Origin of the sequence: Marivirga sericea, from assembly GCF_900177665.1 — a bacterium.
Lineage (GTDB): Bacteria > Bacteroidota > Bacteroidia > Cytophagales > Cyclobacteriaceae > Marivirga > Marivirga sericea.
In genome coordinates, this window is record NZ_FXAW01000001.1 from 455,960 (window position 1) to 481,898 (window position 25,939).

Genomic DNA, 25,939 nt, shown 5'->3' on the forward strand with positions numbered 1-25,939 from the left:
TTTTAATTAATTTGCACAAAAAACAAGTCATGCGTGAATCTTTAATTGTTCTATTAGCTATCTTATCTGTCAAGTTTGCAGTCGGTCAGAGCGAAGTCCCAAAGAGTTTGGGGTCTAATGTCAATTCATCTTATCAGGAAACTAAACCCGTGATTTCACCAGATGGCAACACCTTATATTTTGCAAGGCAAAACTATCCTGAAAATTATTCTGGCTCCAACGACCCGCAGGATATTTATGTTTCTCAGAGATTAAATGGGAATTGGTCAGCAGCCCGGAATATTGGAGAGCCTTTAAATGATAAATATCCAAATGGGGTGAGTTCAGTGACTCCTGACGGTAACACTTTGCTAATAATTAATGCTTACAATGAGTATGGGGATGTATTAGATGGGGCCTCTATTTCGCATAGAAAAGGTGGGCGTTGGCAATATCCTCAGATGATTAATATACAAGAGTTTTATAATTTAAATGAGTATATAGATTATTACTTAGCCAATAATGAAAGAACACTTTTGCTGGCTATAGAAACAGAAGAAAGCTTTGGCGACCAAGATTTATACGTAAGCTTTAGAATTGATGAGAGAAATTGGTCTAAGCCAGTGAACTTAGGTAGGCAAATAAACTCAAATTCTCCTGAGTTTTCTCCTTTTTTAGCAGCAGATAATAAGACACTATTTTTTGCATCATACGGCCACGGTGGATATGGAGATGCGGATATTTTTTATTCCAAACGATTGGATGACAGCTGGCAGAATTGGTCTAAGCCAGAGAATTTAGGTACTGAGGTTAATACAAAGGAATTCGAAGCATACTATACCATTGACGCAGGAGGAGAAAATGCTTATTTCGTGACTACCAAAGGAAGTGTTGCAAATTCTAAGGATATCTATCAGATGAATCTGCCCTACAAATTCCGACCAGATCCTGTTTTACTATTGAAGGGCGAAGTAGTAAATATTTCAAACGGAAGTAAGTTGGAAGCAGATATTGAATTTGTGAATACCACTAATTACCAAAAGAATGAGGATGTGGCATCAAACACAGAGAATGGATTTTTGCACATTTTAGAACAAGGGGCACTTTATCAATATTTACCTGTAAAAAAGGGTTATGTTGGTATCTTACAATATCAAGATTTGACTAAGCTCGGCGAATACTTAGAGAAAGAACAACAGCTCGGAATGGTACCGATTGCTGTTGGATCTCAAATCCCAGTCCATCATATCACTTTTGTAAATAATGCTGATATTTTTAGGTCGGATGCCTATTTTGAGTTGGATAGATTTGCTTCGCTTTTACAAAGCAATCCTCAAATGCAAATAGAAATCATTGGCCACACTTCTCAGTTACCGCTCGAAGCCGAAAATGAAAGACTTTCTTATAATAGAGCTCAATTAGTAGCTGAGTATTTTGAAAAGAAAAATATTCATCCTGATAGATTAAGAATTAAGGGTGCCGGTGAGAAGATTTCTTTCTCTTCAAATGGAGATGTTGCTTTAAAGAACGGAATCGCATTAGAAGATCGAATTACAATTAAAATCATAAGCATGAATTGGGAAAAGCCAAAACCTAAAGATTCTGATGAGGATGGCATAATTGATATTGAAGACGATTGCCCAACTCTGGCGGGTGTTTTCGAAAACAACGGCTGTCCTGAGATTACTGAAGAAACTAAGGAGGTATTAAAAGAAGCATTAGAAGGGATTGAATTTGAATTAGCTTCAGATGTTATTCGCAGCCAATCTCTGCCGATTTTAGATAAAGTGGTTACTGTAATGGAAGAGAATCCAGATTATAAATTAAAAATTTCAGGACATACTGATAATCAGGGAGATGATGATGCTAATTTGTTACTATCTCATAAAAGGGCTCAAGCCACCAAAAAGTATTTGATGGACCAGGGAATTGCAATTTTAAGATTAGATGCCGTTGGCTATGGAGAAATGCAGCCGATAGAAAGCAATGACACTGCGGACGGTAGAGCGAAAAATAGGAGAGTTGAATTTGAAATTGTGTTTTTTTAATAGTTTATGAGTACCTATTTTAGGTATCAATGGCTAATTAATTTAGAAGACTCAAACCAGGCATACATTTCAGAATGCTTATTTTTAAACATTTCTGTGTTTGGTTTTGAGTGCTTTTTTTAAATGGGATTTTTAAAATGTCCCTTCTGATATCCAGAGTAGTAAAAACGAATCAGCCTAATTTCAATTTTTGCTATTTGAAGTTTTAGAAAGAGTTAAGCTGCAGTTTTTATCCATTAAAAGGGGTTATTTGTCGATTTGATGATGGACTTATAAATATTTTGACGATATTATATTGAAGAGTTGCACCTATGTTATATCCGAAAACGTACATTTTTGTATTTATTTTAATATCGTGCGGGTGTTATGGGCAGTTAAATGCGCAGCCAAGCAGTTTAGTAGATAGCTTAAAAATTGAGTTGTCCAAAGCGGAAGTCAAAAGCGATCAAGTGCAAATACTAAATGAGCTAGCAGAAACTTTGAAATCCAGTGACGTTACAGATGCTTTAGAATATGCTAGAGGAGCATTGAATCTAGCTATTGAAATTGGAGATAAAGATGGGATTTTATCAGCTTACTCAAATTTAGGTTTAGTGAAAACCTATTCTGGTGATTACGATAGTGCTCTAATAGATTTCTTCAAAGGCTTACATTTATCTGATTCCTTCGATAATTCTTTTTTCAAAGCACGTATTTTAAATAATATTGGAAATACATATTGGAAGGCAAGCAGGCTGGAAGATGCTTATCAGTATTATAAAAGATCCTTAGAAATCAGAACGCTGATTGAAGATAGTTTAGGTATGGCAAAATCTTATGGTAATCTTGGGAATATTGCAAATGCCGTACTACATGACTTGGATTCCGCAGAATATTATTATCAAAATGCTTTACGTCTATTTTTACTTTTACAGGATTCAGTTAGTATTTCGATAACCTATATCAATTTGGGTAATATAGAAGGGTCAAAAGGTAATGATAGCTTAGCTTTAAGATTTTACAGCAGATCTCTGCAACTAGATTTACAACGTAATGACTTATATGGGGCTACATATGCATTGTCAAATTTAGGGGGTACTTATAAAGAACTTAAGAAATATGACTCAGCTTTGCATTATTTTCACACCTTGTTATATGTGGCAGAAGCTGTTAAATCGCTACCAAGAAAAAAGCAAGCTTATGAAAGGCTTGCATATATTCATAAAGAATTGAAGAGTTTTGATAGTGCTTTTTACTATTTGGAAAAATACCAGTCTGCAAATGACAGTTTAATTGATGAAAGAACGCAAAGAAGTATGTCCTCTTTGCAAGCTGAATACGAGAAGGAGGTTCAAAGTAAGCAGTTGCAAATTCTTAAAACGAAGAGCCAACTCGATTCGGAGAAGTTAGAGACTAAGTATTGGCAGAACTTATTATTAGTTTTTTTGGTCTTTTTTTTAGTAACCGGCCTTCTAATTCTTATCATCAGAATTAAAGAAAAGAGTAAGCTGAACACACAGTTGTCCTTAAGACAAAAAGCGCTAGAAGATAAAACTTTGCAGCTTGAGGAGGCTAAAGAATTAATTGAGGAGAGTCATCAGGAGTTATTGACATTAAACGACAATTTAGAGTCAAAAGTGGCGCTTCGTACACAAGAGCTGAACGAATCATATCAAAATCTACTAATCACTAAGGAGAGATTGAACCATTTTACTTATAGAAGTGCCCATGATTTGAAAGGACCAATAGCTAGTATCCTGGGCTTATGTAATTTAATGAAGAAAGATATTGAATCGATTAAAGGAAATCAGGACGAAACGTTTCACTATGTCAATTTAATTCTGGATACAGCCAATAGCATGAATGTGTTGTTGAAGAGGATATTGAAAAGCAATCAACTAAATGAGAGTATTTTAAAATTTGAGGACACCAACATTTCTCAATTGTTAGAAGAGATAAAAGAAGTTTTTCAGGAAACTGTAGATAATAATAATGTTCAATTACTTATTGACGCTGAAGATCATTTTATTGTTCATACCGACCCGACTATTTTAAAGCTTATCATAAAATACATCTTGAAAAACTCATTCCAACATATCAACAGGGCGCAAGAAAAACCCATTATTGAAATCCTAGTAGAAAGCCAGATCAGTAAGGGAATTAAAATTCACATCAAGGATAACGGAATAGGAGTAGAGCCTGAACTTGTGCCTGATTTGTTTAAAATGTTCAGTAAAGGTAGCCGAAACCCGAAAAATACTGGATTAGGATTATATGATGTTAATTTACTGGCAGAAAAAATAGGAGTAAGCGTTTACTATGATCAAGATGATGACGTTTTTACACATTTTGTAATATCATTAGATTAATTCCTAATACTTAATTTTATCTTTGTAATTAATTTGACAGTTAATCCTTTAAAATTATAATATTTCGTATGCTATTATTCGGAGCCAGTGGACATGCAAAAGTGATTATTGATATTCTTTTGTCAAAAGGCGTGCAAGTGAAAGGTTTTTATGATGAGGATGAGGCAAAGAGAGAACTTTGGGGCATACCTGTTATGGGTAAAACGAAAGATTTCAAAGATTCAATAGAGGAATGCATTGTGTCTATCGGTGAAAATGCCACTCGCAAGAAGGTAGTGTCAGATTTAGGTGATGCAGAATTTGGTTTTGCCATCCATAAAAAATCAAATATCGGATCACATGTGGAAATAGGAGAGGGCACAGTAGTGATGGCGGGTACTGTGATAAATGCAGATGCTAAAATTGGTAATCATGTAATCATTAATACATGTGCAAGCGTAGATCATGACTGTAAAGTGGGAGATTTTGCACATATTGCCCCAAATGCCTCACTTTGTGGTGGTGTTGAAATTGGTGAAGGAACTTTGATCGGAGCAGGCTCAACTGTAATTCCTCTGATTAAAATCGGTAAATGGTGCACAATCGGAGCCGGAGCAGTTGTAGTAGAAGATATTCCTGACAATTCAATAGTGGTGGGGAATCCTGCTAGAGTGATAAAGACAATTTAGATGACGGAAATAGCAATATATGGTGCCGGAGGCTTTGGAAGAGAGGTGAATTTAATTATTCAGCAACTTATTAAAAAAGGTCATCCTTATCATTTTTTAGGTTTTTTTGATGATGAAGATAAGACTCTAGAACTTGGTAATTCTTATCTGGGTAATACAGAAAAACTGAATAACTGGAAAACTCCAATTTCAATAGCACTAGGAATTGGAAGCGGAAAGATTCGGAAAAAAATAGTGGAGCGAATTACAAATCCTCAGGTGGACTTTTCTAAGGTAATTTCGCCTTATGCTTTTTTTAATGATATTATTTCCATTGGAAAAGGAAGTATTATTTGTGCGGGAGCTAATCTTACAACGAATATTGTGATTGGTGATTTCGCGGTCGTAAACTTAAATGCTACCATAGGACATGACACTCGCCTTGGAGATTATAGTTCTGTAATGCCTGGAGCTAATTTAGCGGGAAATGTTAATCTGAAGGAATGTGCCTATGTTGGCAGCGGAGCATCGATTTTAAACGGAATTGTAATGGGCGAAAATTCAGTATTAGGGTCTGGCGGAGTGCTCATCAAAAACTTGGAAGCAAATAGAATAGCCATTGGAGTGCCTGCAAAAATTTTAGAAAAGTGAGCTTATATCAAGATTTTAAACCTTCGATCCTTTTCTTGGCTAAATTTATTGGTCTATACATCATTTTAAATGTGCTATATGGTTTTTATTTAGATGCCTCAAAAGGAGAAGCAGATATTATGACCAAGTGGGTCACAGAACAGACTGCAACTATAATAGGTACATATGAAGATAAGATTGGTACTGGTCCTAAAGATGATTTAAAGAGCATTTATATTTATAAAGAGAGTAGCGCAATATTATCAGTTTATGAAGGTTGTAACGGCTTGAATGTGATGATTATTTTCGTTTCGTTTTTAATTGCTTATGGTAAGATCGGGGCAAGGTTGTTGTGGTTTATTCCTTTAGGGTTAGTAGTAATTCATCTATTCAATATTCTCAGGATATTACTATTATTTCACGTCACCATTTCTATGCCTGATTTCTTGTATTTTAGTCATAAGTATTTATTTACAGCCTTTATTTATATTGCCGTATTTGGCATGTGGGCACTTTGGATCTTTAAAGTAAATGAAAAATAACCATTGGTTACAACCAGATCGGAGCCTTAGAGTTTCTCTAATCTTAATTAGTTTGATAGGGCTAGGTGTTATTTTCATTGTTCAGCGTTTCAATTACAGCATTCTTTTCTTCGATTCATTGAGTGGTGAAAATAAGTTTATATTTAACAGAGGTATTAGATTTTTATTGAATGATAATTTAGTGCTCTTACTGATCTACGCACTTTTCTACGATAAAAAATACGTGAAATTTGGTTTGGCAGTTGAGGGAGTAGGATTTTTCTTTTTATTGATCCCTTATTTCATCTTAAGATTCTCGACTGACATTGATCATATGTATATTAGTTTTATTCATAGATTGATAATCAATCCTACCTTGATGGTGCTCTTGATCCCTGCTATCTATATTCAACGAAACAATTAAGCGATAGAGTCAAAATAATCTAGAAGTGAAAAGTACCAGAAAAATAAACATTTTTGTCTAAGCTTAAGCTTCTTATCTTCTCTGGTTAAGAAGAGGCTTTAGTAAATCTTCCAAACCATTGGTCTTAATCACCCAAAGCGTTTCCATTTGCATGCCTAGCTTTCCGGCAGGGAAGCCATCTTTTCTTTTGAACCACTCCAGATAGGAGACGGGAAGATTACAAAGTAAAGTGCCCTTGTATTTTCCAAAGGGCATCTTTACTCTGACTAAATCTTTTAAGATTTCAGGATTTAATCCTTCCATTATTTTTTGAAAGTATCGGCCACCACCAAATCTTTAGTTCCATGGCTATAGTTGTAAAAGCCTTCACCTGACTTAGACCCCATTTTTCCAGCTTGCACCATATTAATTAGTAGTGGACATGGTCTATACTTAGGATCTCCTAAGCCATCATGCAATACATTTAAAATACTCAAGCAAACATCCAAACCAATAAAATCAGCTAATTGAAGCGGTCCCATAGGATGAGCCATTCCCAACTTCATAACGGAATCAATTTCCTTCACACCAGCAACGCCCTCGAATAAGCTAAATATTGCTTCATTGATCATAGGCATTAAAATTCTGTTAGCTATGAATCCAGGATAGTCATTTACTTCTTCCGGAATTTTACCCAATTTTTTAGACATTTCCATGATTCGGTTAGTCACCTCGTCAGAAGTAGAGTACCCACGGATAATTTCCACCAATTTCATAACTGGAACGGGATTCATGAAGTGCATTCCGATTACTTTGTCAGGTCTTTTAGTAACAGACCCAATTTTGGTAATAGAAATAGAACTAGTATTTGAAGCTAGAATAGTTTTTTCATCACAAACTTCATCTAATTCTTTAAAGATCTTTAGTTTTAAATCAGTATTTTCTGTTGCAGCTTCTACTACTAAATCAGCATTTTTTGCGCCATCTTTAACTGATGTGAAAGTCGTAATATTATTTAAAGTTTCAGTCTTCTTTGCCTCGTCTATGAGTTCCTTTTTTACTTGTCTGTCCAAATTCTTTCCGATGGTGGCCATTCCTTTTTCAAGGGCTGCTTGACTGATGTCGATTAAAGAAACTTTGAAACCGTTTTGTGCAAATACATGCGCAATGCCGTTACCCATTGTTCCCGAACCTATTACTGATATATTTTCCATAGTTTATTTTTATTTATTATTAGCTGTGGCAAAGATATAAAATATGCATTGCCTTAGTAACCCGTGATTCGAAAAGATGTTGGAAAAAGTGTATATGGAGAAACCAAGAATTAAGGTATTTAATACCAAACTTCTAGCTTCAAACCCATTTATCAAACAATACTGTGGATGACAATAAAAATATACTAATTTCGTGTATTATCGAATACAAACCTTAAACGAAATATATGAGAGTATTAAAATTATCGATTTTGATGTTTTTAGGCGTAATGACTAGCCTATTTGCACAGGATCCGCAAGAGAGCAACCAGGATTTGTTTAAATTTTTTGGAGACAGAAGTGGAAATGAGTTCAGATCGGCTTCTGGTAAACCAGGTTACAATTATTGGCAAAATAGTGCTGATTATAAGATTGATGTGACTTTAGATGAAGAGAATGAAATGATTAATGGTAAAATCACTATTAGTTATGTTAATAATAGTCCGGAGGATTTAGAATTTGTTTGGTTGCATTTAGAGCAGAATCGATTTACTGAAACCTCAAGAGGTACACTAACTACCCCAATTCAAGGAAACAGATATGCAGGAGATATGGATGGCGGTTATAAGATCACTAATTTGAAAGCAGTTAGTGGGCGAAGAGGAAATCCATCAAGTGAGTATATTATCAATGATACTAGAATGCAAGTGTTCTTTGATGAGCCAGTTGAAGCAAAAGGTGGGACAGCTAGCATCAGTATGAATTTCGAATATAAGATTCCAGTAAAGGGAATGGATAGAATGGGTCAGCTGAAAGTTGATGATGGGACAATTTTTGCAATGGCGCAATGGTATCCTAAAATGGTGGTATTTGATGATATACAAGGCTGGAATACCCAACCATACTTAGGTGCTGGAGAGTTTTATTTGGATTATGGTGATTTTGAATACAATGTTACAGTTCCTTACAACCATATAGTAGTTGGTTCTGGTGAACTATTGAATCCCTCAGAAGTCTTGACTTCTGAGCAGCAAAATAGAATGGCGAAAGCTGCTAAAAGTGATGAAACAATCCATATCATTACTGCAGATGAAGTGGGTGATCCCTCTAAGACAAGACCAAAACAATCAGGAAACATAACATGGAAGTTCAAGATTGAGAATGCTAGAGATGTAGCTTGGGGATCGTCACCAGCCTTTATATGGGATGCGGCTAAAATCGATTTGCCCAGCGGTAAAAAAGCAATGGCACAATCTGCATATCCAAAAGAAAGTGATGGGGAAGATGGCTATGGTCGCTCTACTGAGTACTCTAAAGCTTCCATTGAGCATTATTCTAACAAATGGTTTGAATATCCATATCCTAATGCAGTGAATGTTGCGGCTGATATTGGAGGAATGGAATACCCAGGACTAAATTTCTGCGGATACCAATCTAAAAATAAATCCCTTTGGGGAGTAACAGATCACGAGTTTGGCCATAATTGGTTTCCCATGATAGTAGGAAGCAACGAAAGATTGTATGCTTGGATGGATGAAGGGTTCAACACTTTTATCAATTTCTATTCATCTGAAGAGTTCAATGATGGAGAGTTTGCAGATGATTTGGACGAAACCAGAAGCTATACAGGCTGGTTAACAAGTGAAAATAGAGAAAAAATAGCGACTTACCCGGATGTTGCTAACACTAGAAATTTAGGAATGATTGCGTATATGAAACCTGCTATGGGATTATTAATGCTAAGAGAATACATTATAGGTCATGAAAGATTTGATAATGCTTTTAAAGCATATATCAACAGATGGGCTTATAAGCACCCAACACCAGGTGATTTCTTCAATACAATAGAAAATGTTTCGGGAGAAAATTTATCTTGGTTTTGGAGAACATGGTTCTACGGAAATGGTAATATTGACATTGCATTAGATGGTGTATATCCTTATCAAGGTAGTTATTTACTTGTATTAGCAAATAAAGGTGAAGTACCCATGCCTGTTAAGATGAAAGTTACTTATGCCGATGGTTCCGAAGAAATAGTAGAACTGCCTGTAGAAATTTGGCAAAGAGGAAATTCTTGGAATCACTTGTTAAGCACCGCTAAAGAAGTTGAAAAAATAGAACTTGATCCTAATAAAATACTACCAGATATCAATGGAAGTAATGATGTTTGGCCTAGTCCTTATTATGAGGAAAAATAGTAATCAATTAAAGAAAGCTCTCCGATCGGAGAGCTTTTTTTATAGTCTATTTTTCAATAATTGGTTCAAAAGGTATTTCATTTAAATTGCAGAGTTCGACTTGTTCAATAGATAAATAGTATTTATTGAGTTTGTTTTTATAACCTTGATCAACGAGATCATGATTTAATAACCATTCTTTAGTCGCAATTATTTCTTCTCTAAAACCCCTTTCAATAGCAATATAATCAGCTTCATGCTCCGCTTTCATTTTAAAGGAATCAGAAAAAACGTATTTTAGCCCGTATTTAATCATTCCTAGGTTAGAATAAGATAGATAGTCGACCAAATGTCCTAATTCATGGGCGAACCAACCTTTCATGACTTCTTGTGGTACATCCTCTACTTTTAGGGTGTCACTACTGCTCACAAAAACGCCTAATTTAATTCTGTATTTTTTTACTCCGCTCAATATGTTTGATAAATTAATGATAGGTTGAGCTTGCATAGTAGAAGATTTCACTCTTTTTTGATATAATGTAATCGAGTGAACATGTAAATCATCATATGCCTTAAGAGCTTCTAAGAAACTGTCTTTTATTTTTTGACTTTTAACTTCTTTAAACTTTACTTTCATACCAACTATACAACGATGGTAAATTCTGATTGTTTATCGTTCAAGATTACAAAATAAAACTAACGAGATAGTTGTGTGTGAGCGTATTTTATAATAATTTAAGCATTTATAATTAAATAAAAACTTAAAATTATGCTTAAAATGAAGAACTTATTGATTGCTTTTATGCTGGTCATTTCGACAATTCCAGCCTTTTCGCAATCTTCAGAAATTAACAAAGCCTTACAAAAACCTATTCCATTGGATCCTAATGTGAAAGTTGGGCAATTAGAAAATGGTTTAACTTACTATATCCGACAGAATGAAAAACCTGAAGATAAGGTTGAGTTTCGTCTTGTCATTAATGCAGGTTCCATGCAGGAGAATGATAAACAATTGGGCTTAGCTCACTTCACTGAGCATATGGCCTTTAACGGTACCGAAAACTTCAAGAAGAATGAGTTAGTTGATTATTTACAATCAGCTGGTGTTAAATTTGGAGCTGATTTGAATGCTTACACAAGTTTTGATGAGACTGTGTATATTTTACCAATACCAACTGATGAAGAGACTCTAGATAATGGTTTAACCGTTTTGCAAGATTGGGCATCTGGGTTATTAATGACCGAGGATGAGATTGATAAGGAAAGAGGGGTTGTATTGGAAGAATGGAGATTAGGGCAGGGTGCCAGTCAGAGAATGAGAGATGAGTATTTCCCGGTTCTTTTTAAAGATTCTCGATATGCAGAAAGGTTACCTATAGGTAAAAAGGAGATACTAGAAAATTTCAAATATGAGACGCTACGTTCTTTTTATGAAGATTGGTATCGACCGAATTTAATGGCTGTAATTGCTGTCGGAGATGTAGATCCTGCAGAAATGGAGAAGGAAATCAAAGAACGTTTTGGAGATTTAAAAAATCCTAAAAAGCCTAAGGAGAAAAAACTGTATGAGGTTCCTTCACATGAAGAAACCTATGTTAGCATCGTTACCGATAAAGAAGCTAATTTTAATCAAATCCAGATTTATTACAAGCATGACAATGAAGTGATGAAATCTTTGTCAGATATGAGAAGGGATTTGGTCTACAGTTTATATAATGGCATGCTGGGCGAAAGATTAAATGAATTAAGTCAGTCTGCCAATCCTCCATTCTTATTCGCTGGAACTAGCTTTTCTCCTATGGTAAGAAGTAAGAGTGCTTATTCTTCATTTGCTATTGTAGGTGAGGGTGGATTTGAAAGAGGAGTGGAAGTACTAGCTGAAGAAAATAAAAGAATTAAAGAGCACGGATTTACCTCTTCCGAACTAGATCGCTATAAAAAAACATTTTTAAATAATGCAGAGAAAAGTGTAAAAGAGTTGGATAAAACAGAATCGAATAGATTTGCAAGTGCATATATCCAGCATTTTTTAAGAAACAGTCCAATCCCTGGAGCTGAATTTGAATATGATTTCTATAAGAATTTGATCAATACGATCACTTTACCTGAGATCAATATGTTAGCCGATAAGTGGGTTACAGATGAAAATATGGTTGTAGTATTAACCGGTACTGAAAAAGAAGGAGTGGAGATGCCAACGGAGGATGATATATTGAAAATCATCAATGAGGTGGAAAATTCTGAAATCGAAGCCTACGAAGAAGAAGAAGTAGCAGAGGGTTTTATGACTCAAGCACCGAAAGCAGGTAAGGTTGCTAATTCAATTTCACATGAAGAGTTAGGAGTAACTGAACTAGAATTAAGTAATGGAGTAAAAGTTGTGTTGAAACCCACAGAATTTAAGAATGACGAGGTTAAAATGAGAGCTTATAGCTTTGGTGGACATAGTCAGTATGAGATGGAAGATTATTACTCCGCTTCTAATGCTACTTCACTAATTTCAGAGGCAGGTGTTTCAGATTTTTCAAATACTGAAATTCAAAAAATGCTATCGGGAAAAACTGTCAGAGTAAGTCCATATATAGGATCTTTATCTGAAGGTTTTAGAGCTGAAACAAGTCCTCAGGATTTAGAAGAGATGTTTCAGTTGACACATCTTTATTTTACATCTCCTCGAATGGATGAAGAGGCATTTGGTTCATATGTAAGTAAAAATAAAATGCTTTATGGTAACTTGATGTCCAATCCTCAATTCTATTATAGCGATAAGCTGAGTATGATTTTATCACAAGGTAATCCTCGTGGTGGTGGATTTCCAAAAGCAGAAGATTTAGATAAAATAGATTTTCAGAAAGCATATGATATTTACACAGAAAGATTTGCAGATGCCAGCGATTTCACTTTTGTTTTCGTAGGCAATTTTACTGTGGAAGGTATCACACCATTATTGGAAACCTATTTGGGTAGCTTACCAACTGTTGAAAGAGAAGATGATTGGGTGGATTTGGGAATTAGACCACCAAAAGGTGTTGTAAAAGAAGAAATCATTAAAGGAACGGATCAAAAAAGTTATGCTACTATCTTATATCATGGAGCAACAGAATATGATAAGCAAAAAAGCTATCACTTAAAATCCCTTGGTGAATTGGTTACTAATGAGCTAATTGATATTCTTAGAGAAGAAAAAAGCGGAGTTTATGGAGTTGGTGCTTCTGGAAGTATGCAAAGATTACCTGAAAGTCGTTATTCTTTTAGAATAGCTTTTCCTTGTGGACCGGAAAATGTGGATGATTTGGTAAAAACTACGCATGAAATTTTAGCTGACATTAAAGAGAATGGAGTTAAAGAGGAAGATTTAACTAAAGTGAAAGAAGCGCAGCTTAAAAGTTTAAAGGAAAATTTAAAGACAAATGATTACTGGTTGAATAGGCTGTATGATTTTTACTATTACGAAGATGATTTAGGTAACTTTGTGATTACCGAAGATAAAATCGAAGCCTTAACTACTGAAGATCTTAAAGTAGCTGCAAATGAGTTCTTAAATGAAGATCAGTTTGTAGAAGCCATTTTATTACCTGAAGGAGCATCGGCCGAATAGATTATTTTGAATACATAGAGTAAAAGCTGTCTCAGATTTAGTTTTGGGACAGCTTTTTTTATAAGTTTTTTTGGAGGGAAATTATGTGCAGAAAATAATATCTTTAATCATTAAATTGGCTCATGGTCATATTTACTCCTATTGTAGAAAATCCTAAGATCATGTCGCAAGCTTTATCCATCGCAAAAGGTAATTCCTCAAATTCCTGCTTTGTGAATGGGCTCAAGACATAATCCACTTGTTGGCCTTTATGGAAATTATCACCAACCCCAAATTTCAAGCGCGCATAATTTTGACCTCCCGTGAGTTGTTCAATGTTTTTCAAGCCATTATGGCCAGCTGATGATCCTTTTGCACGAAGTCTCAATTTTCCAAAAGGAAGTGCAATATCATCAGTGATAACTAAGACATTCTCTTTGGGGATTTTTAATTCTTGCATCCAATAATTGACAGCCTTTCCAGAAAGGTTCATATAAGTAGTAGGCTTAATTAAGTGGATTTGTCTGCCTTTATATTTAAACTCGGATTTCATGGCGAGTTTTAAGGTTTCAAACTCCACTTTCTGCAGATCAGCCAGACGGTCTAATGTCAAGAAGCCTATGTTGTGACGAGTAATTTCATATTCTGGTCCAATATTGCCTAATCCTACTATAAGATATTTCATTTGAGGTATTTTGAATTAAAATTCTTTCGGGGAGCGAAATTACAGTTTTTCATTTTAAAAAATGGTCATAGAGAAAAGGAATCTAAATTTATCTTGAGATGTTAAAAAATGAACTTTCTAAATAGTTGATGAAATTATTACATATGATCATTAGTTTACAGGATTGTTTTTATCTTTTGAGATTAAATAGAAATTTAACGAACTGCTGAGAATGAATTACAAAATCTTTATTGTAGAGGATGACCCTTGGTACGGGGAAATGTTGAAATATCATTTAGAAATGAATCCCGAATATGAAATTACACTATTTGATAATGGTCGTGAAGTACTCAGTAACTTATATCGGAAACCTGATTTGGTATGTATTGATTTTGGTTTGCCTGATATGAATGGCGAAGTTTTGTTGAAGCGACTCAAGCAGGAGAATGTTAATTTACCTGTAATCATTATCAGTGGTCAGGAGGATATAGAAGTTGCTGTATCTCTACTTAAGATAGGAGCTCGTGACTATATCATAAAGAATGATCATACGAAAGAAAATTTATGGCAAGCGGTGATCAACGCCAGAGAGAATACTATCTTAAAACAAGAAGTAGAAGAATTAAAGGATCAACTGGAAGAGAAATTTGATTTTTCAAATTCTATAATTGGTCAAAGTCAGCCAATACTGAAAGTATTTAAAACATTAGAAAAAGCAATCAAGTCAAATATCAATGTTTCCGTGACAGGTGAAACGGGAACAGGTAAAGAACTTGTAGCAAAAGCTATTCATTTTAATAGCGATAGAAAGAGGAAGCCTTTAATTGCGGTTAATATGGCTGCTATTCCTCCAGAGCTAGTAGAGAGCGAATTGTTCGGACATGAAAAAGGAGCTTTTACGGGTGCTACTTCTCAGAAAACGGGGAAATTTCTTGCGGCTAATGGTGGTACTTTATTTTTAGATGAAATTGCTGAGCTGGATTTAAGTATACAGACCAAACTCCTTAGAGCCTTGCAGGAGCGAGAAGTGGTTCCAATAGGCTCTAATAAATCTACTATATTTGATGCAAGGTTGATAACAGCCACACATAAAGATTTGGCAAAAGAGGTGCAAGAGGGACGATTTCGAGAGGATTTGTATTATCGAATAATAGGTTTGCCCATAGAACTACCTCCCTTGAGAGAACGAGGCAATGACATTTTACTGCTGGCCAATAATTTTGTTCAAGATTATTGTAAGACTAATAAAGCTGGAAAGATTACATTTTCTGAGGATGCTAAGCAGAAGCTTTATAATTATGAATATCCAGGAAATGTAAGAGAGTTAAAAGCAATAGTAGATCTTGCCTGTGTATTATGCGATGAAGACAAGATACAGCCTAAAGAGATTTCTTTCAATAAATTAGCTAAGGATAATTTTATCAGTTTTCAGGAAAAGTCTCTGAAGGAATATCAAACGGACATTATAAGTTACTTTCTGAATAAATATAATCAGAATGTGGTAATGGTTGCTGAAAAACTTTCAATTGGAAAGTCAACCATTTACAATTTAATAAAAGCAGGTGATATAAAACTGGAGGAATAATTTTCAAAAGTTATGAACAGTCAATTTAAGGATAATCTGTTTTCTAATAATCAATTATTTAAGACAATAATAGAAAACGGAAGTGATTTGGTATTAGTGAGTGATTTGGAGATGAATATCATCTACGCTAATCCTTCTGCAATCGAAAAACTGGGGTTTAATCCAAAAAAACTCAAAAGCATTATTCCAGATAGCGAATACGATGCTTTCTTAAAATTCTTTAATTTGAAACAGGAAAACTTGCTCAGTACTGATTCCAATTTTAGGACATTATTTCAAAGCAAGGCAGGAAAATTAGTTAATATTCACTTCAACGTGTCGGTATACTCTGTAGATGATAAGCAAAACTATTTCATTTTTGATTGCAGGATAATAGATAATCTAGTTGCAAAGGAAAACAGTGTAAAAAGAATGCAGTCTATTTTAAAAGGGACTGCCACTGCTTCTTTAAAGTTAAACGAAAAAGGAAGTTTTGAAGAAAAAATTCAGGAATCATTAATTGAAATTGGAGATGTACTAAAACCTCAACGAATAACTTTCTATCGAAATCAGAGTGATCAGACTAGTATTTGTACTATTAAGCATTTTGAATGGTCATTTGACAAAGGAGTAAAAACTTTTAAGTCCGAACCCATTTCAATAGATGGTTTAGTCCATGTGTTGCCAGAAATAAAGGAGGGCGAGCCTCGCTATTTCTATAAGCAAGAGGTGGATGAAAGGTTTCATTTTCTATTTGAGAAAGACGGGACATCAATTTTATTTCTTCCTATTTATATTCAGGATCAATTTGCAGCTTTTATTATTTTTGAAAATTGTAAAGATGGAGATTCATGGTCAGAAAATGAATTATCGGTTTTAAAAAGCTACGGAACAAGTGTTCAGTCTGCTATAGTGCGTGGAAGATATCAGGAAAAATTACAGGAAGTTGCCAGCTTAACTAGTCTTAACCCCAATCCAGTTATAAGACTGGATCGATCGGGAAACATATTGTTTCGCAATAAAGCAAGTGAGCATATCAAAAGTCCAAGTATCATAAACTCATTGGAGGATCTTGCTTCTGAACATTGGATAGACTACATATGTTCAAATATAGATGAGGAAACAACCATATTAAATTTTGAAATCACTGAGAACAGACGCTATTTTTCAGTTCGTGCTATTTTATCGGAAGATAGAAATTATATCAATGTTTATTTAGCGGATATTTCAAGTCAGAAGGTTGCTGAGAAATCTATAATCAGGGCGACAGAAAGCCTAAGTTTATTTAAAAATCTTATTAATTATTCATCCGATGCAGTGCAAGTGACCTTAGAAAATGGAGATCTTTTCTACTTAAATCAGGAAGCAGCTAACAATCTATCTATTGATCTTGCCGATTTTGGTAAATACAGTATTCTGGATATTGAGAATAGATTTCAAAATATTGAACAGTGGAAAGGGCATGTTGAAGAACTTAAGAAATTGCAGAATTATACTGCAGAAGGAATTCATATTAACCAGCAAACAGGAAAAGAATTTCCTGTTGAAGTCAGTGTTAAATACCTGAAATTGAATGACCGAGGCTTTGTGGTAGCCAGCGTACGGGATATCTCTGAAAGGAAAAAGAAAGAAAACCAATTAAGATTACAAGAGGAGAAATATAGAAATATTATTTCCAATATGAACCTGGGACTATTGGAGGTAGATAAAAAGGAAAATATAGTCTATGCTAATAAAAGCTTTGAAAGTATTTCAGGATACAGTTTAGATGAATTACTCGGTAAAAATGCTTCTAAAATTTTCTTAACGAAAGATTTAGCCAAGGTTATGAGAAAGAAAAATCTTTCTCGCCTTCGTGAAGAAACCGACAGTTATGAAATACAGGCAATAGATAAAAACGGGAAGGTGAGATGGTGGTTAATCTCAGGTGCACCTAACTATAACGATAAAGGCGAAATAATCGGATCTATTGGTATCCATTTAGATATTACGGAAGAAAAGAATAGTGAGGTCAAGCTTGCTGAAGAGAGACAAAGGCTTGAATATGTCATTAGAGGTACCAATCTAGGGACATGGGAATTAGATATATACCGACAGCAAAGAACTTTGGCAGAAGGATGGAATCATATCCTGGGAGGAAGAAGTAAAAAAGATCTAACTTTTTCTCAGACCGAATGGGAAAACTGTATTCACTCGGAAGACCTTCCTTTAGAAATTGAGAGCTTACGAAAGCATTTAGAAGGTGAAACGGACTTTTTCCAGGTGCAAGTGAGAATGAAACACAAAAAGGGTCATTGGGTATGGATTGAATTGACTGGAAAGATCTTAAGTAATTTGAATACGGATACTCAACGAATATATGGAACTGCCAAAGAAATTACAGAAGCTAAGAATCTTGAATATGAGCTAAAAGCCAATGCAGAGAAATTCCAGTCTATCTACGATTTAAATCCTGTTGGCATTGCTTTAAACGATTTCAAAACAGGTGACTTTATTGAAGTAAATGATGCATTAGTTAAGTCCACAGGCTACACTAGGGAAGAAATTCTAAGTCTTGACTATTTTGATTTAACTCCAAAAGAGTATGCGGAAAACGAGCAAGAACAGCTTTCATACTTAGAAAAAACTAGAAAGTATGGACCCTATGAAAAGGAGTATATTTCAAAGTCAGGACAGCGCTACCCTGTTCTACTAAATGGGGTGATATTTACAGATCAAAATAATAGAGAAGTTATTCTCTCCACTGTTCAGGATATAAGCGAAAGAAAGAGATATGAAAATCAGTTGAAAACACAAAGAAGTGCCTTACGTTCTTTGAACGAAATCAATTCACTTGCTCATTTAAGTCTTGATGAACAACTCAATGAAGCTTTAAAGCTGGGTGCTGAGTTCCTTGGTATGGAGCTAGGGATAATTAGCGAAATTGATTTAGATTCTAGAGAATACACTATCACCCACCAATATTCCAATGAAGGACAATTGGAAGCTGGAATGGAGTTTTCCCTTGATCAAACCTATTGTGATATTACTATTGCAGAAAAAGATCTGGTTGCAATCAAGAATATGGAGCAATCAGAGTATAAGTCTCATCCTTGCTACAAAAGCTTTAATTTAGAATCGTACATAGGAATTCCTTTCATTGTCCATGATGAAGTGCAAGGAACTCTTAATTTCTCTTCTGTTATGCCAAGAGAACGAGAGTTTTACTCTAGTGAAATTGAATTTATAAGATTATTAAGCAGGTGGGTGAATTCTGTGATGGAACGAAATACTTTCATAAAATCCTTAAAGATCGCTAAAAGCCAAGCAGAACAGGAAGGGCTTGCAAAAGAATCATTCCTAACCAATATGAGTCATGAAATCAGGACTCCATTAAATGGAATTATCGGCATGATGCGTGAACTCCATAGAGAGGAGTTAACTAAAAAGCAATCCACTTATATTGATCGAGCTTCACGGGCTTCCCAACATTTGTTAGAAATTGTTAATAATATTTTAGATATATCAAAAATCGAATCTGGAGAGTTGCTGTTAGAATCTAATGACTTTGAGATTGCGGTTATAATGAAGGATATAGCTGATATTTTGCAGTCTCCAGCAAAAGAAAATCTGAATACGATTGATGTTCAAATTGCGCCAGAAGTCAATAAATACTTTAGAGGGGATGCTTTCAGGTTAAGACAAATATTATTAAATCTAGCAGGAAATTCTGTTAAATTTACAAAGGAAGGACTTATAACACTATCCGTAAACCTGCTAAGTGATAATAGCAATCATCAGTTACTTGAATTACAAGTGACTGATACGGGGATCGGTATTGATCGAGATTATCTAAATAGAATATTTGATAAATTCCAACAAGAAGATGCTTCTATTAGTAGAAAATATGGAGGCACAGGCTTGGGAATGTTGATCACCAAGGAGCTTGTTGAATTAATGGGGGGAGATATTGCCATAACAAGTGAAAAGGGGAAGGGTACTAAGGTCGATATTCACTTGCGTTTAGAAAAAGCTGCAAAAGGTAATTACAAACCGGTCGAAAAGAGGGCTGCGACACAAGTCAAAGACATAGCACCTATCAAGATATTATTAGTTGAAGATAATGAGATTAATAGACTCGTAGCGGCAAATAGCTTAAAACTCATTCCTTGTGAATTAACGGAAGCCACTAACGGATTAGAGGCGATAGATATTCTTAAAGCCCAGTCCTTCGACTTGATCCTTATGGATGTTCAAATGCCAGTGATGGATGGGATCGAAGCTACTAAGATCATAAGAAATGAATTGAAATTAAATACACCAATTATTGCGCTTTCAGCAAATGCTTTCAAATCAGAAATAGATCTTACTTTTAGTATTGGAATGAACGATTACATCTCTAAACCATATCAGGAAGAAGACTTTTTACAAAAGGTAATAGAAATAGCTGGAATGAGCAGTAATTTATCTATTGTAGCTGATTCAGTAGAAGAAGTTGAAACAACTAAAGAGACTGATTTGGATTCATTATATAGTCTTAAGGTGATAGAAGATATGAGTAGAGGGAATCATGAATTTGTAGTAAGGATGTGTAATATCTTCATTCAATCGGTTCAAGAAAGCAAATCTGAGATTAGGGAAGCACTTGACAGCGAGGATTTCAGCCGAATAGCGAAGCTAGTTCATCGAATAAAGCCTAGTATCTTAAATATGAAGATTAACAGTGTGACGAATGATATAGAATTTTTTGAGGGGTTAGATAAAAATGCAAATCCTGATGAAGTCTCTTTTCGCTTAGATAATTTCTTTTCGGTTTTAGATCGTGTTATTAAAGACCTTGAATTGAAAAGCCATAATTCCAAATAATGGAAATTTGATCTAATATTTGGAATGGATAGTAGATCAAAAGCGATCTAGGATTATATTTTAAAGGTTTTCTCAATTGGTATATCACTTGCAGTGAGGTGAAAATCCAAATTAGAGAACTATGAAAAGATTTTTCCTATTTTTATTGTTGCTTGGACTTACAACTGTTAAGAGTTTAGCTACTGGTGAACCAAGTACATACTTTAACATTTATGTTCCTTCCAACAATGATGCGGTCAAAAGAAACGTAGCGTTGATCGTTACCGCTATTCAGGATAGTACTTATTTTTCCATTGTCGATGATGATATGGATGGAGATAGTGATGATACAGTAGAAGGCTGGTTGAATGCTGGTCAGTCCTATATTTTGTATATAAAAGATAATGGAATTAATGATGATGCGAAATATGCATCCGGTGGCGAATTGAAATCTGATGGAGACTATTTTACCATTCAAAGTTCGAAATTGGTGTATGCATCTATGTCTACTGATAGTGATTGGCAACATGATTTTGTAGCGGCTATCAATAAAAAATCTGTGGGATTAAAATTTTATGTGTACGCACCAAAAATATCCTCCTCAAACCGAGATTTGAATGTTTTTGCGTACGAGGATAATACGAGTATTACTATTTCCAGAATTTCTCAATCTTCAACTTTTAGCACGGGTTATACTAATGTTGATGTTAACCAATCAGAAATTGTAGTTCAAAAGACATTAAATGTCGGGGAAGATCTGATTCACTATTATACTGAAGGCCGAGATGTAATGTCTTCCGGAGAGACCTACATGATTGAATCTAATAAGCCGGTAAGTTTGCAATATGGGGCTTTGTGGGGTAATTCACGTGATGGAGGTGCTTATGTGCCAAGTTTTCAAGGAAGTTCTTCTGGAGATTTGTTTTATTTTGCTGTTCCGTACCAGGCTAATGGAGAGCAGGAGATAAGAATGGTTTCTTGGGATGATAATAATGAGGTTCAATTCGACAGATTTGATAAAGGTAGTTGGATTAGCATGGGTAGCTGGAATATTTCAAAATTTGGGACAGCAGATTGGGTGGGGAAGGAAAACGATAATAGTACTTTTGCTACTGTTTTTAGAGTTAAATGTACCGAAGGGAAATCCATTTCAGTTTTCGAAGCAAACTGGATGGAAACGGGAAGTATTGGAACCTCGGATATGGCCAGTATGATGAGTTCTTCAAACGGCTCCTCTTCAGGTAAAGAGTTTTTGGCCTACATCGCACCTCCAGGAAACCAAAAAAATGTTAGAGATCCATTTACAGGAAATACCTTTGGAGGTAGTTTTTCACATTTATTTATTTTCGCTGGTAATACAAATGCTACAGTTTCTGTAGTGGATGCTAAAACAGGAGGTGAACTGTTTTCTAAATCAGTTTCAGTTGATTCAGCCCGATATGCAGATATTAAAATAAGTGAAGCAGAATGGAAGTCAATCTATAATGGGACCGGATACAATAGTGGTTCAGACCGACCTTATTTGTTAATCAATTCAGATCAGAATATATCCGTGCTCAATACAAATTTCAATGACAACTGGATGACGTATTTTGGGTCTTCTTTAAAGCCAGCTTTTGATCAAAGCATAGTTTCTAATACAAGTACAGCAATTCCAGGAGATACTTCTGTTCTTGTTTCTGAAATAATATTAGATCCATCCGTAACAGTGCAGAATCCTGATGTGAAAGTAGTAATTAGCTCTGGTGCCACAGCGGTTAGAAGTTCTTTAACTAATACTACTACTCAAGTATCTGTTGAAGGGGATATAGTTAGGACTAATGAAAACACTACTATAACCTTCGACAGCGTACCAGATATAACTACGCAGGATAAGTATGAGGTGAATACTGAGATTGTTTTATCTACTTCATACAATGATGGAACACCCATTGAAGATAATACGGTGATAAGTGTTGAAACAGTAGTTTCGGGAGAAATTGACGGCTATGTGCAAGAAAGTGTCGTATCCCAGGGTATCGAAAATGAAACTTCTAACACATCCGCTTTAGTTTTCAATACTTGCAGTGTGGCAGAAATTGAAAATAAACTGTGGGATACTTGGAATAGTTCATGGGTTGATTTTAATAATGATGGTTGGGATGATCTATGGGTGAATTCTAAATCAACTGATCAGGTCAATTATTTGTACCAAAATGTTGACGGAGTTTTGAGTGAGTTTCAGGGAACTGGTCAGTTTTTTAATGAGAAAGCAAAGACCGTCACTACAGTTTGGGGCGATATTAATAACGATGGCTATCCAGATCCATTTGTAGTCAATGCTACTGAAAAAGGTAGTATGCTTTACTTGAATTACGGCAATGGTAATTTTGAGCCATTGACTAATTCAGGTATTTATGTTCATCCTAAGTATTTTCATGGCGCAAGTTTTGCAGACTTTGATAATGATGGATTTTTAGATTTATTGATTACCAATTTCTTTCAAACAGAATTTCATCAGTTATATCGCAATAATGGCGATATGTCTTTTACCCTATTGAATGATAACGCTATTGCAACGGTTTCTGCAAGAGCAACTGCGCCTGTTTTAGCAGACTATAATAATGATGGATTAGTAGATGTTTTTATTCCAAATGGAAACAATGAGGCCAACAGTTTATTCAAAAATCTTGGCAATTTTACTTTCGAAAAAGTATCTGAGTCAGGATTAGAAAATGAATTGAAGAACTCTGTCGGTGCGAGTTGGGGTGATTTCGATCGTGACGGAGATTTTGATTTATTTGTTACCAATTCTTCTGATCAATTCAATGACCTTTATCTCAATAACGGAGATGACACCTTCACGAGAGATTCACAAAGCTTACTATCAAATCAGAAAGGACATAGCCATGGCGCTATATGGAAAGACGTTGAGAATGACGGAGACTTAGATTTATTAGTTAACAACGATCAGGGGAGAAATTTCCTTTACATCAACGATGGAACTGGCGATTTCTATCAAAATGTTGACGAGACTATTAGTGGTGATATTGGAAATGCTTACGGAGTAGCCACTTCTGATTACAACAATGATGGTGCTGCAGACTTTTTCATTTCTACCCATGGAAATCAAGCGAATAGGTTATTCTGTAATCAAAACAATTCCAACCACTGGATTCAAATAAAACTAGTCGGTAATAAAAGTAATAAGAAGGGGATTGGAGCCGTAGTTAAAGTCAAATCAGGCGGACAATGGCAAATGCAACAAGTACAACCGATCAGCGGCTTTGGCAGCCAGCATAGTTTAACTCAAACTTTCGGATTAGGAAATAATTCGCAGGCAGATTCGGTGCAGATAGTATGGCCTTCAGGATTAGTTCAAAACATCGTTTCACCACTTCTGGATACATTACATGTGGTAGAAGAACCCGATGCAAACAGGATTATATTTGTTGTGTTTAATGATTCAAATAACGATGGTTTGTTAAATATCAATGAGGAGAGGATCAAAAATATAAACCTATCTATCAATCCGATCGGAAGAATAATAAGAACTAATGCAAACGGAAAAATTCAAACTAGTCTGCCTGCAGGAGAGTACGAAATAGCTATCGAAAATAGCACACTTTATCAACAAACGGTTCCGATTAGTTTTACAGTAAGTGGAGCGGTTTTAAGCGATGCTATAGCGGTTCCCTTATCCGTTGTGACCTTGGGATTTGATTTGGACTTAGAAATTGTAAGAACGCCATTGCGAAGAGGCTTTTCTAATAATACTGTAGTGCAAGTCAGAAATAAAGGGAGTGTAGCGGCCGAGAATGTAGAGTTGCTAATGACTTACCCTAGTGATATCGTGATAAAAAACTCAAGTGAAACTTTACAAATACCAGAGACCAGTGTGTATAGCGTAAATCTAGGAGATTTAGGTGCTGGAGATGTGTATACAATGCAGATAGAGGACAGCGTAGGTTTAAATCTAAGAACAGGCGATTTTGTTAACTTTTCAAGTGAAGTGTCGGCGGTAGGCTTAGATCTTGATTTGACCAATAATACAGTCCAGGAGGATATTGAAATAGTAGGAGCTATTGATCCTAATGATTTATTAGTAAGTCCTAAAGGATATGGCGATAAAGGATGGATTTCCAAAGAGCAGTGGCTTACTTTTACTATCCGATTTCAAAATGTTGGGAGTTATTTTGCCACTTTTGTGAGACTACAATCAAGCTTAGATCAAGAGTTAGATCTTAGTACTTTCGAATTTATTGCAAGTAGTCATGAAGCGGATATCACACTAACACAAGATAGGAATTTAGAAGTGTTTTATGATCATATTATGCTTCCGTCAACTGAGGTTAATGAACTGGAGAGTCATGGCTTCTTTAAATTTAGAATAAAGCCAAAATATGATTTGCAGGGAGGTGAACAGATAGAAACTGATGCTGATATCGTCTTTGATTATGAAGATGCTATACAAACTAATAGAATTCAACACTCGATAAAGTTTCAATTAGATTCTGACCAGGTGAAATTAAGTGTTTACCCGAATCCTAGCATTGATCAGATTAAAGTGAACACTCATAAAAACTATTTCACTGTTGAAAATCTTCCTGCGATTGCATATTACAGTATAAGAGATCTATCCGGTACCATGGTGATGGAGAAAAGCAATCTGAAAGAAGATCGGCTTCAAGTATCGATTACGGGCTTGAAGAATGGCTTGTACATGATAGAAATATTGGATGAATCAGGGCAGAGATTTAATGCCCGATTTATCAAAAGATAACTCATAGTAGTTTTGGTTGAATATGGAGAGGTTTTCCAAATATTGGAATTCCTCTCTTTTTTTTGGACATATACCAAGATTAAATAATTGTAAAGCACTGAAAATCAATGTGTAAGATTTTTGGATTGATTTTGTATAAGTATTATACATATAAAATAATAAGATTATGAAAGAGTTCGAAAAGTTCAAAATGTTTTTAGTAGATGATGATCCATTCTTCTTAATGCTTTTGGAGCAAAGTTTTCAAAATTTAGGAATAACAGAGATTGATACCTTTAGCAATGGAGCAGAATGTCTAAATCACTTACACGAAAATCCTGAAGTGATATTTCTAGATTACAATATGGATAACCTAACTGGTTATGAAGTCTTAAAGAAGATTAAGCGTTACGATCCTGACATATTTGTGATTTTAGTATCTGCACAAAAAGATATTAAACCGGCAGTCGACTCTTTAAAGCATGGTGCTTTTGATTATATCCAAAAGTCAGATGATACAATGAATCAAGTAGAGTCAGTTTTGAAAAAAATAGTGGAGGTGAAGCAATTAATTGAGAAGCGAAAACCAACTGTTATCCAACGAATGTTCAAAGTATCTTAAT

16 protein-coding genes are annotated in these 25,939 nt (G+C 35.1%); 12 read left to right on the forward strand and 4 right to left on the reverse strand.

Translation table 11 applies throughout. From position 1 onward, the window contains the following. The first annotated feature begins 29 nt into the window (after nucleotides 1–29). From B9Y84_RS01805 to B9Y84_RS01830, 6 genes are all read left to right on the forward strand, one after another. Complete coding sequence (locus B9Y84_RS01805; RefSeq protein ID WP_085515382.1) at nucleotides 30–2,027, forward strand: OmpA family protein; 1,998 nt, start codon at nucleotides 30–32, stop codon at nucleotides 2,025–2,027. 311 nt (nucleotides 2,028–2,338) lie between these two features. After that, nucleotides 2,339–4,375 (forward strand): tetratricopeptide repeat-containing sensor histidine kinase, encoded by a 2,037-nt coding sequence (locus B9Y84_RS01810; protein WP_085515383.1) that lies wholly within the window; start codon nucleotides 2,339–2,341, stop codon nucleotides 4,373–4,375. A 68-nt stretch (nucleotides 4,376–4,443) separates the two neighbouring features. Continuing rightward, complete coding sequence (locus tag B9Y84_RS01815; protein WP_085515384.1) at nucleotides 4,444–5,043, forward strand: acetyltransferase; 600 nt, start codon at nucleotides 4,444–4,446, stop codon at nucleotides 5,041–5,043. Next, nucleotides 5,044–5,673: a NeuD/PglB/VioB family sugar acetyltransferase gene (locus B9Y84_RS01820; RefSeq protein WP_085515385.1), complete on the forward strand. Its 630-nt coding sequence runs from the start codon at nucleotides 5,044–5,046 to the stop codon at nucleotides 5,671–5,673. It abuts the gene before it with no gap. After that, on the forward strand, nucleotides 5,670–6,194 hold the full coding sequence (xrtF, locus tag B9Y84_RS01825; protein WP_085515386.1) for an exosortase family protein XrtF: 525 nt from the start codon (nucleotides 5,670–5,672) through the stop codon (nucleotides 6,192–6,194). Before B9Y84_RS01820 ends, xrtF begins: the two co-directional genes overlap by 4 nt. Further along, a complete protein-coding gene (locus B9Y84_RS01830) occupies nucleotides 6,184–6,597 on the forward strand; it encodes an exosortase F system-associated membrane protein (RefSeq protein WP_085515387.1) in 414 nt (137 codons plus the stop codon). The genes xrtF and B9Y84_RS01830 overlap by 11 nt, the downstream gene beginning before the upstream one ends. A gap of 72 nt (nucleotides 6,598–6,669) precedes the next feature. On the opposite strand, the gene B9Y84_RS01835 is transcribed toward B9Y84_RS01830, so the two are convergent. Beyond that, complete coding sequence (locus B9Y84_RS01835) at nucleotides 6,670–6,900, reverse strand: DUF3820 family protein (protein ID WP_085515388.1); 231 nt, start codon at nucleotides 6,898–6,900, stop codon at nucleotides 6,670–6,672. Beyond that, on the reverse strand, nucleotides 6,900–7,790 hold the full coding sequence (locus B9Y84_RS01840) for a 3-hydroxybutyryl-CoA dehydrogenase (protein ID WP_085515389.1): 891 nt from the start codon (nucleotides 7,788–7,790) through the stop codon (nucleotides 6,900–6,902). Before B9Y84_RS01840 ends, B9Y84_RS01835 begins: the two co-directional genes overlap by 1 nt. Nucleotides 7,791–8,017: 227 nt before the next feature. Between B9Y84_RS01840 and B9Y84_RS01845 the strand changes: the two genes are divergently transcribed. Beyond that, the gene (locus B9Y84_RS01845) at nucleotides 8,018–9,967 is read left to right on the forward strand and encodes a M1 family metallopeptidase (RefSeq protein ID WP_085515390.1); all 1,950 of its coding nucleotides are present in this window, start codon (nucleotides 8,018–8,020) and stop codon (nucleotides 9,965–9,967) included. 46 nt (nucleotides 9,968–10,013) lie between these two features. On the opposite strand, the gene B9Y84_RS01850 is transcribed toward B9Y84_RS01845, so the two are convergent. Next, nucleotides 10,014–10,583: a M48 family metalloprotease gene (locus B9Y84_RS01850; protein ID WP_085515391.1), complete on the reverse strand. Its 570-nt coding sequence runs from the start codon at nucleotides 10,581–10,583 to the stop codon at nucleotides 10,014–10,016. Nucleotides 10,584–10,724: 141 nt separating this feature from the next. Between B9Y84_RS01850 and B9Y84_RS01855 the strand changes: the two genes are divergently transcribed. Further along, nucleotides 10,725–13,544 (forward strand): M16 family metallopeptidase, encoded by a 2,820-nt coding sequence (locus tag B9Y84_RS01855; protein WP_245830801.1) that lies wholly within the window; start codon nucleotides 10,725–10,727, stop codon nucleotides 13,542–13,544. A 103-nt stretch (nucleotides 13,545–13,647) separates the two neighbouring features. On the opposite strand, the gene pth is transcribed toward B9Y84_RS01855, so the two are convergent. Continuing rightward, nucleotides 13,648–14,208 carry an aminoacyl-tRNA hydrolase gene (gene pth / locus B9Y84_RS01860; protein WP_085515393.1) on the reverse strand — a complete coding sequence of 187 codons (561 nt, stop codon included), beginning with the start codon at nucleotides 14,206–14,208 and terminating at the stop codon, nucleotides 13,648–13,650. 211 nt (nucleotides 14,209–14,419) lie between these two features. Between pth and B9Y84_RS01865 the strand changes: the two genes are divergently transcribed. From B9Y84_RS01865 to B9Y84_RS01880, 4 genes are all read left to right on the forward strand, one after another. Next, on the forward strand, nucleotides 14,420–15,772 hold the full coding sequence (locus B9Y84_RS01865) for a sigma-54-dependent transcriptional regulator (protein WP_085515394.1): 1,353 nt from the start codon (nucleotides 14,420–14,422) through the stop codon (nucleotides 15,770–15,772). Between the two features lie 12 nt (nucleotides 15,773–15,784). Beyond that, entirely contained in the window at nucleotides 15,785–20,596 is a 4,812-nt protein-coding gene (locus tag B9Y84_RS01870; protein ID WP_085515395.1) for a PAS domain S-box protein, read from the forward strand. Nucleotides 20,597–20,717: 121 nt separating this feature from the next. Beyond that, nucleotides 20,718–25,337: an FG-GAP-like repeat-containing protein gene (locus B9Y84_RS01875; RefSeq protein ID WP_085515396.1), complete on the forward strand. Its 4,620-nt coding sequence runs from the start codon at nucleotides 20,718–20,720 to the stop codon at nucleotides 25,335–25,337. 166 nt (nucleotides 25,338–25,503) lie between these two features. Further along, entirely contained in the window at nucleotides 25,504–25,938 is a 435-nt protein-coding gene (locus B9Y84_RS01880) for a response regulator (protein ID WP_085515397.1), read from the forward strand. Nucleotide 25,939 lies beyond the last annotated feature (1 nt).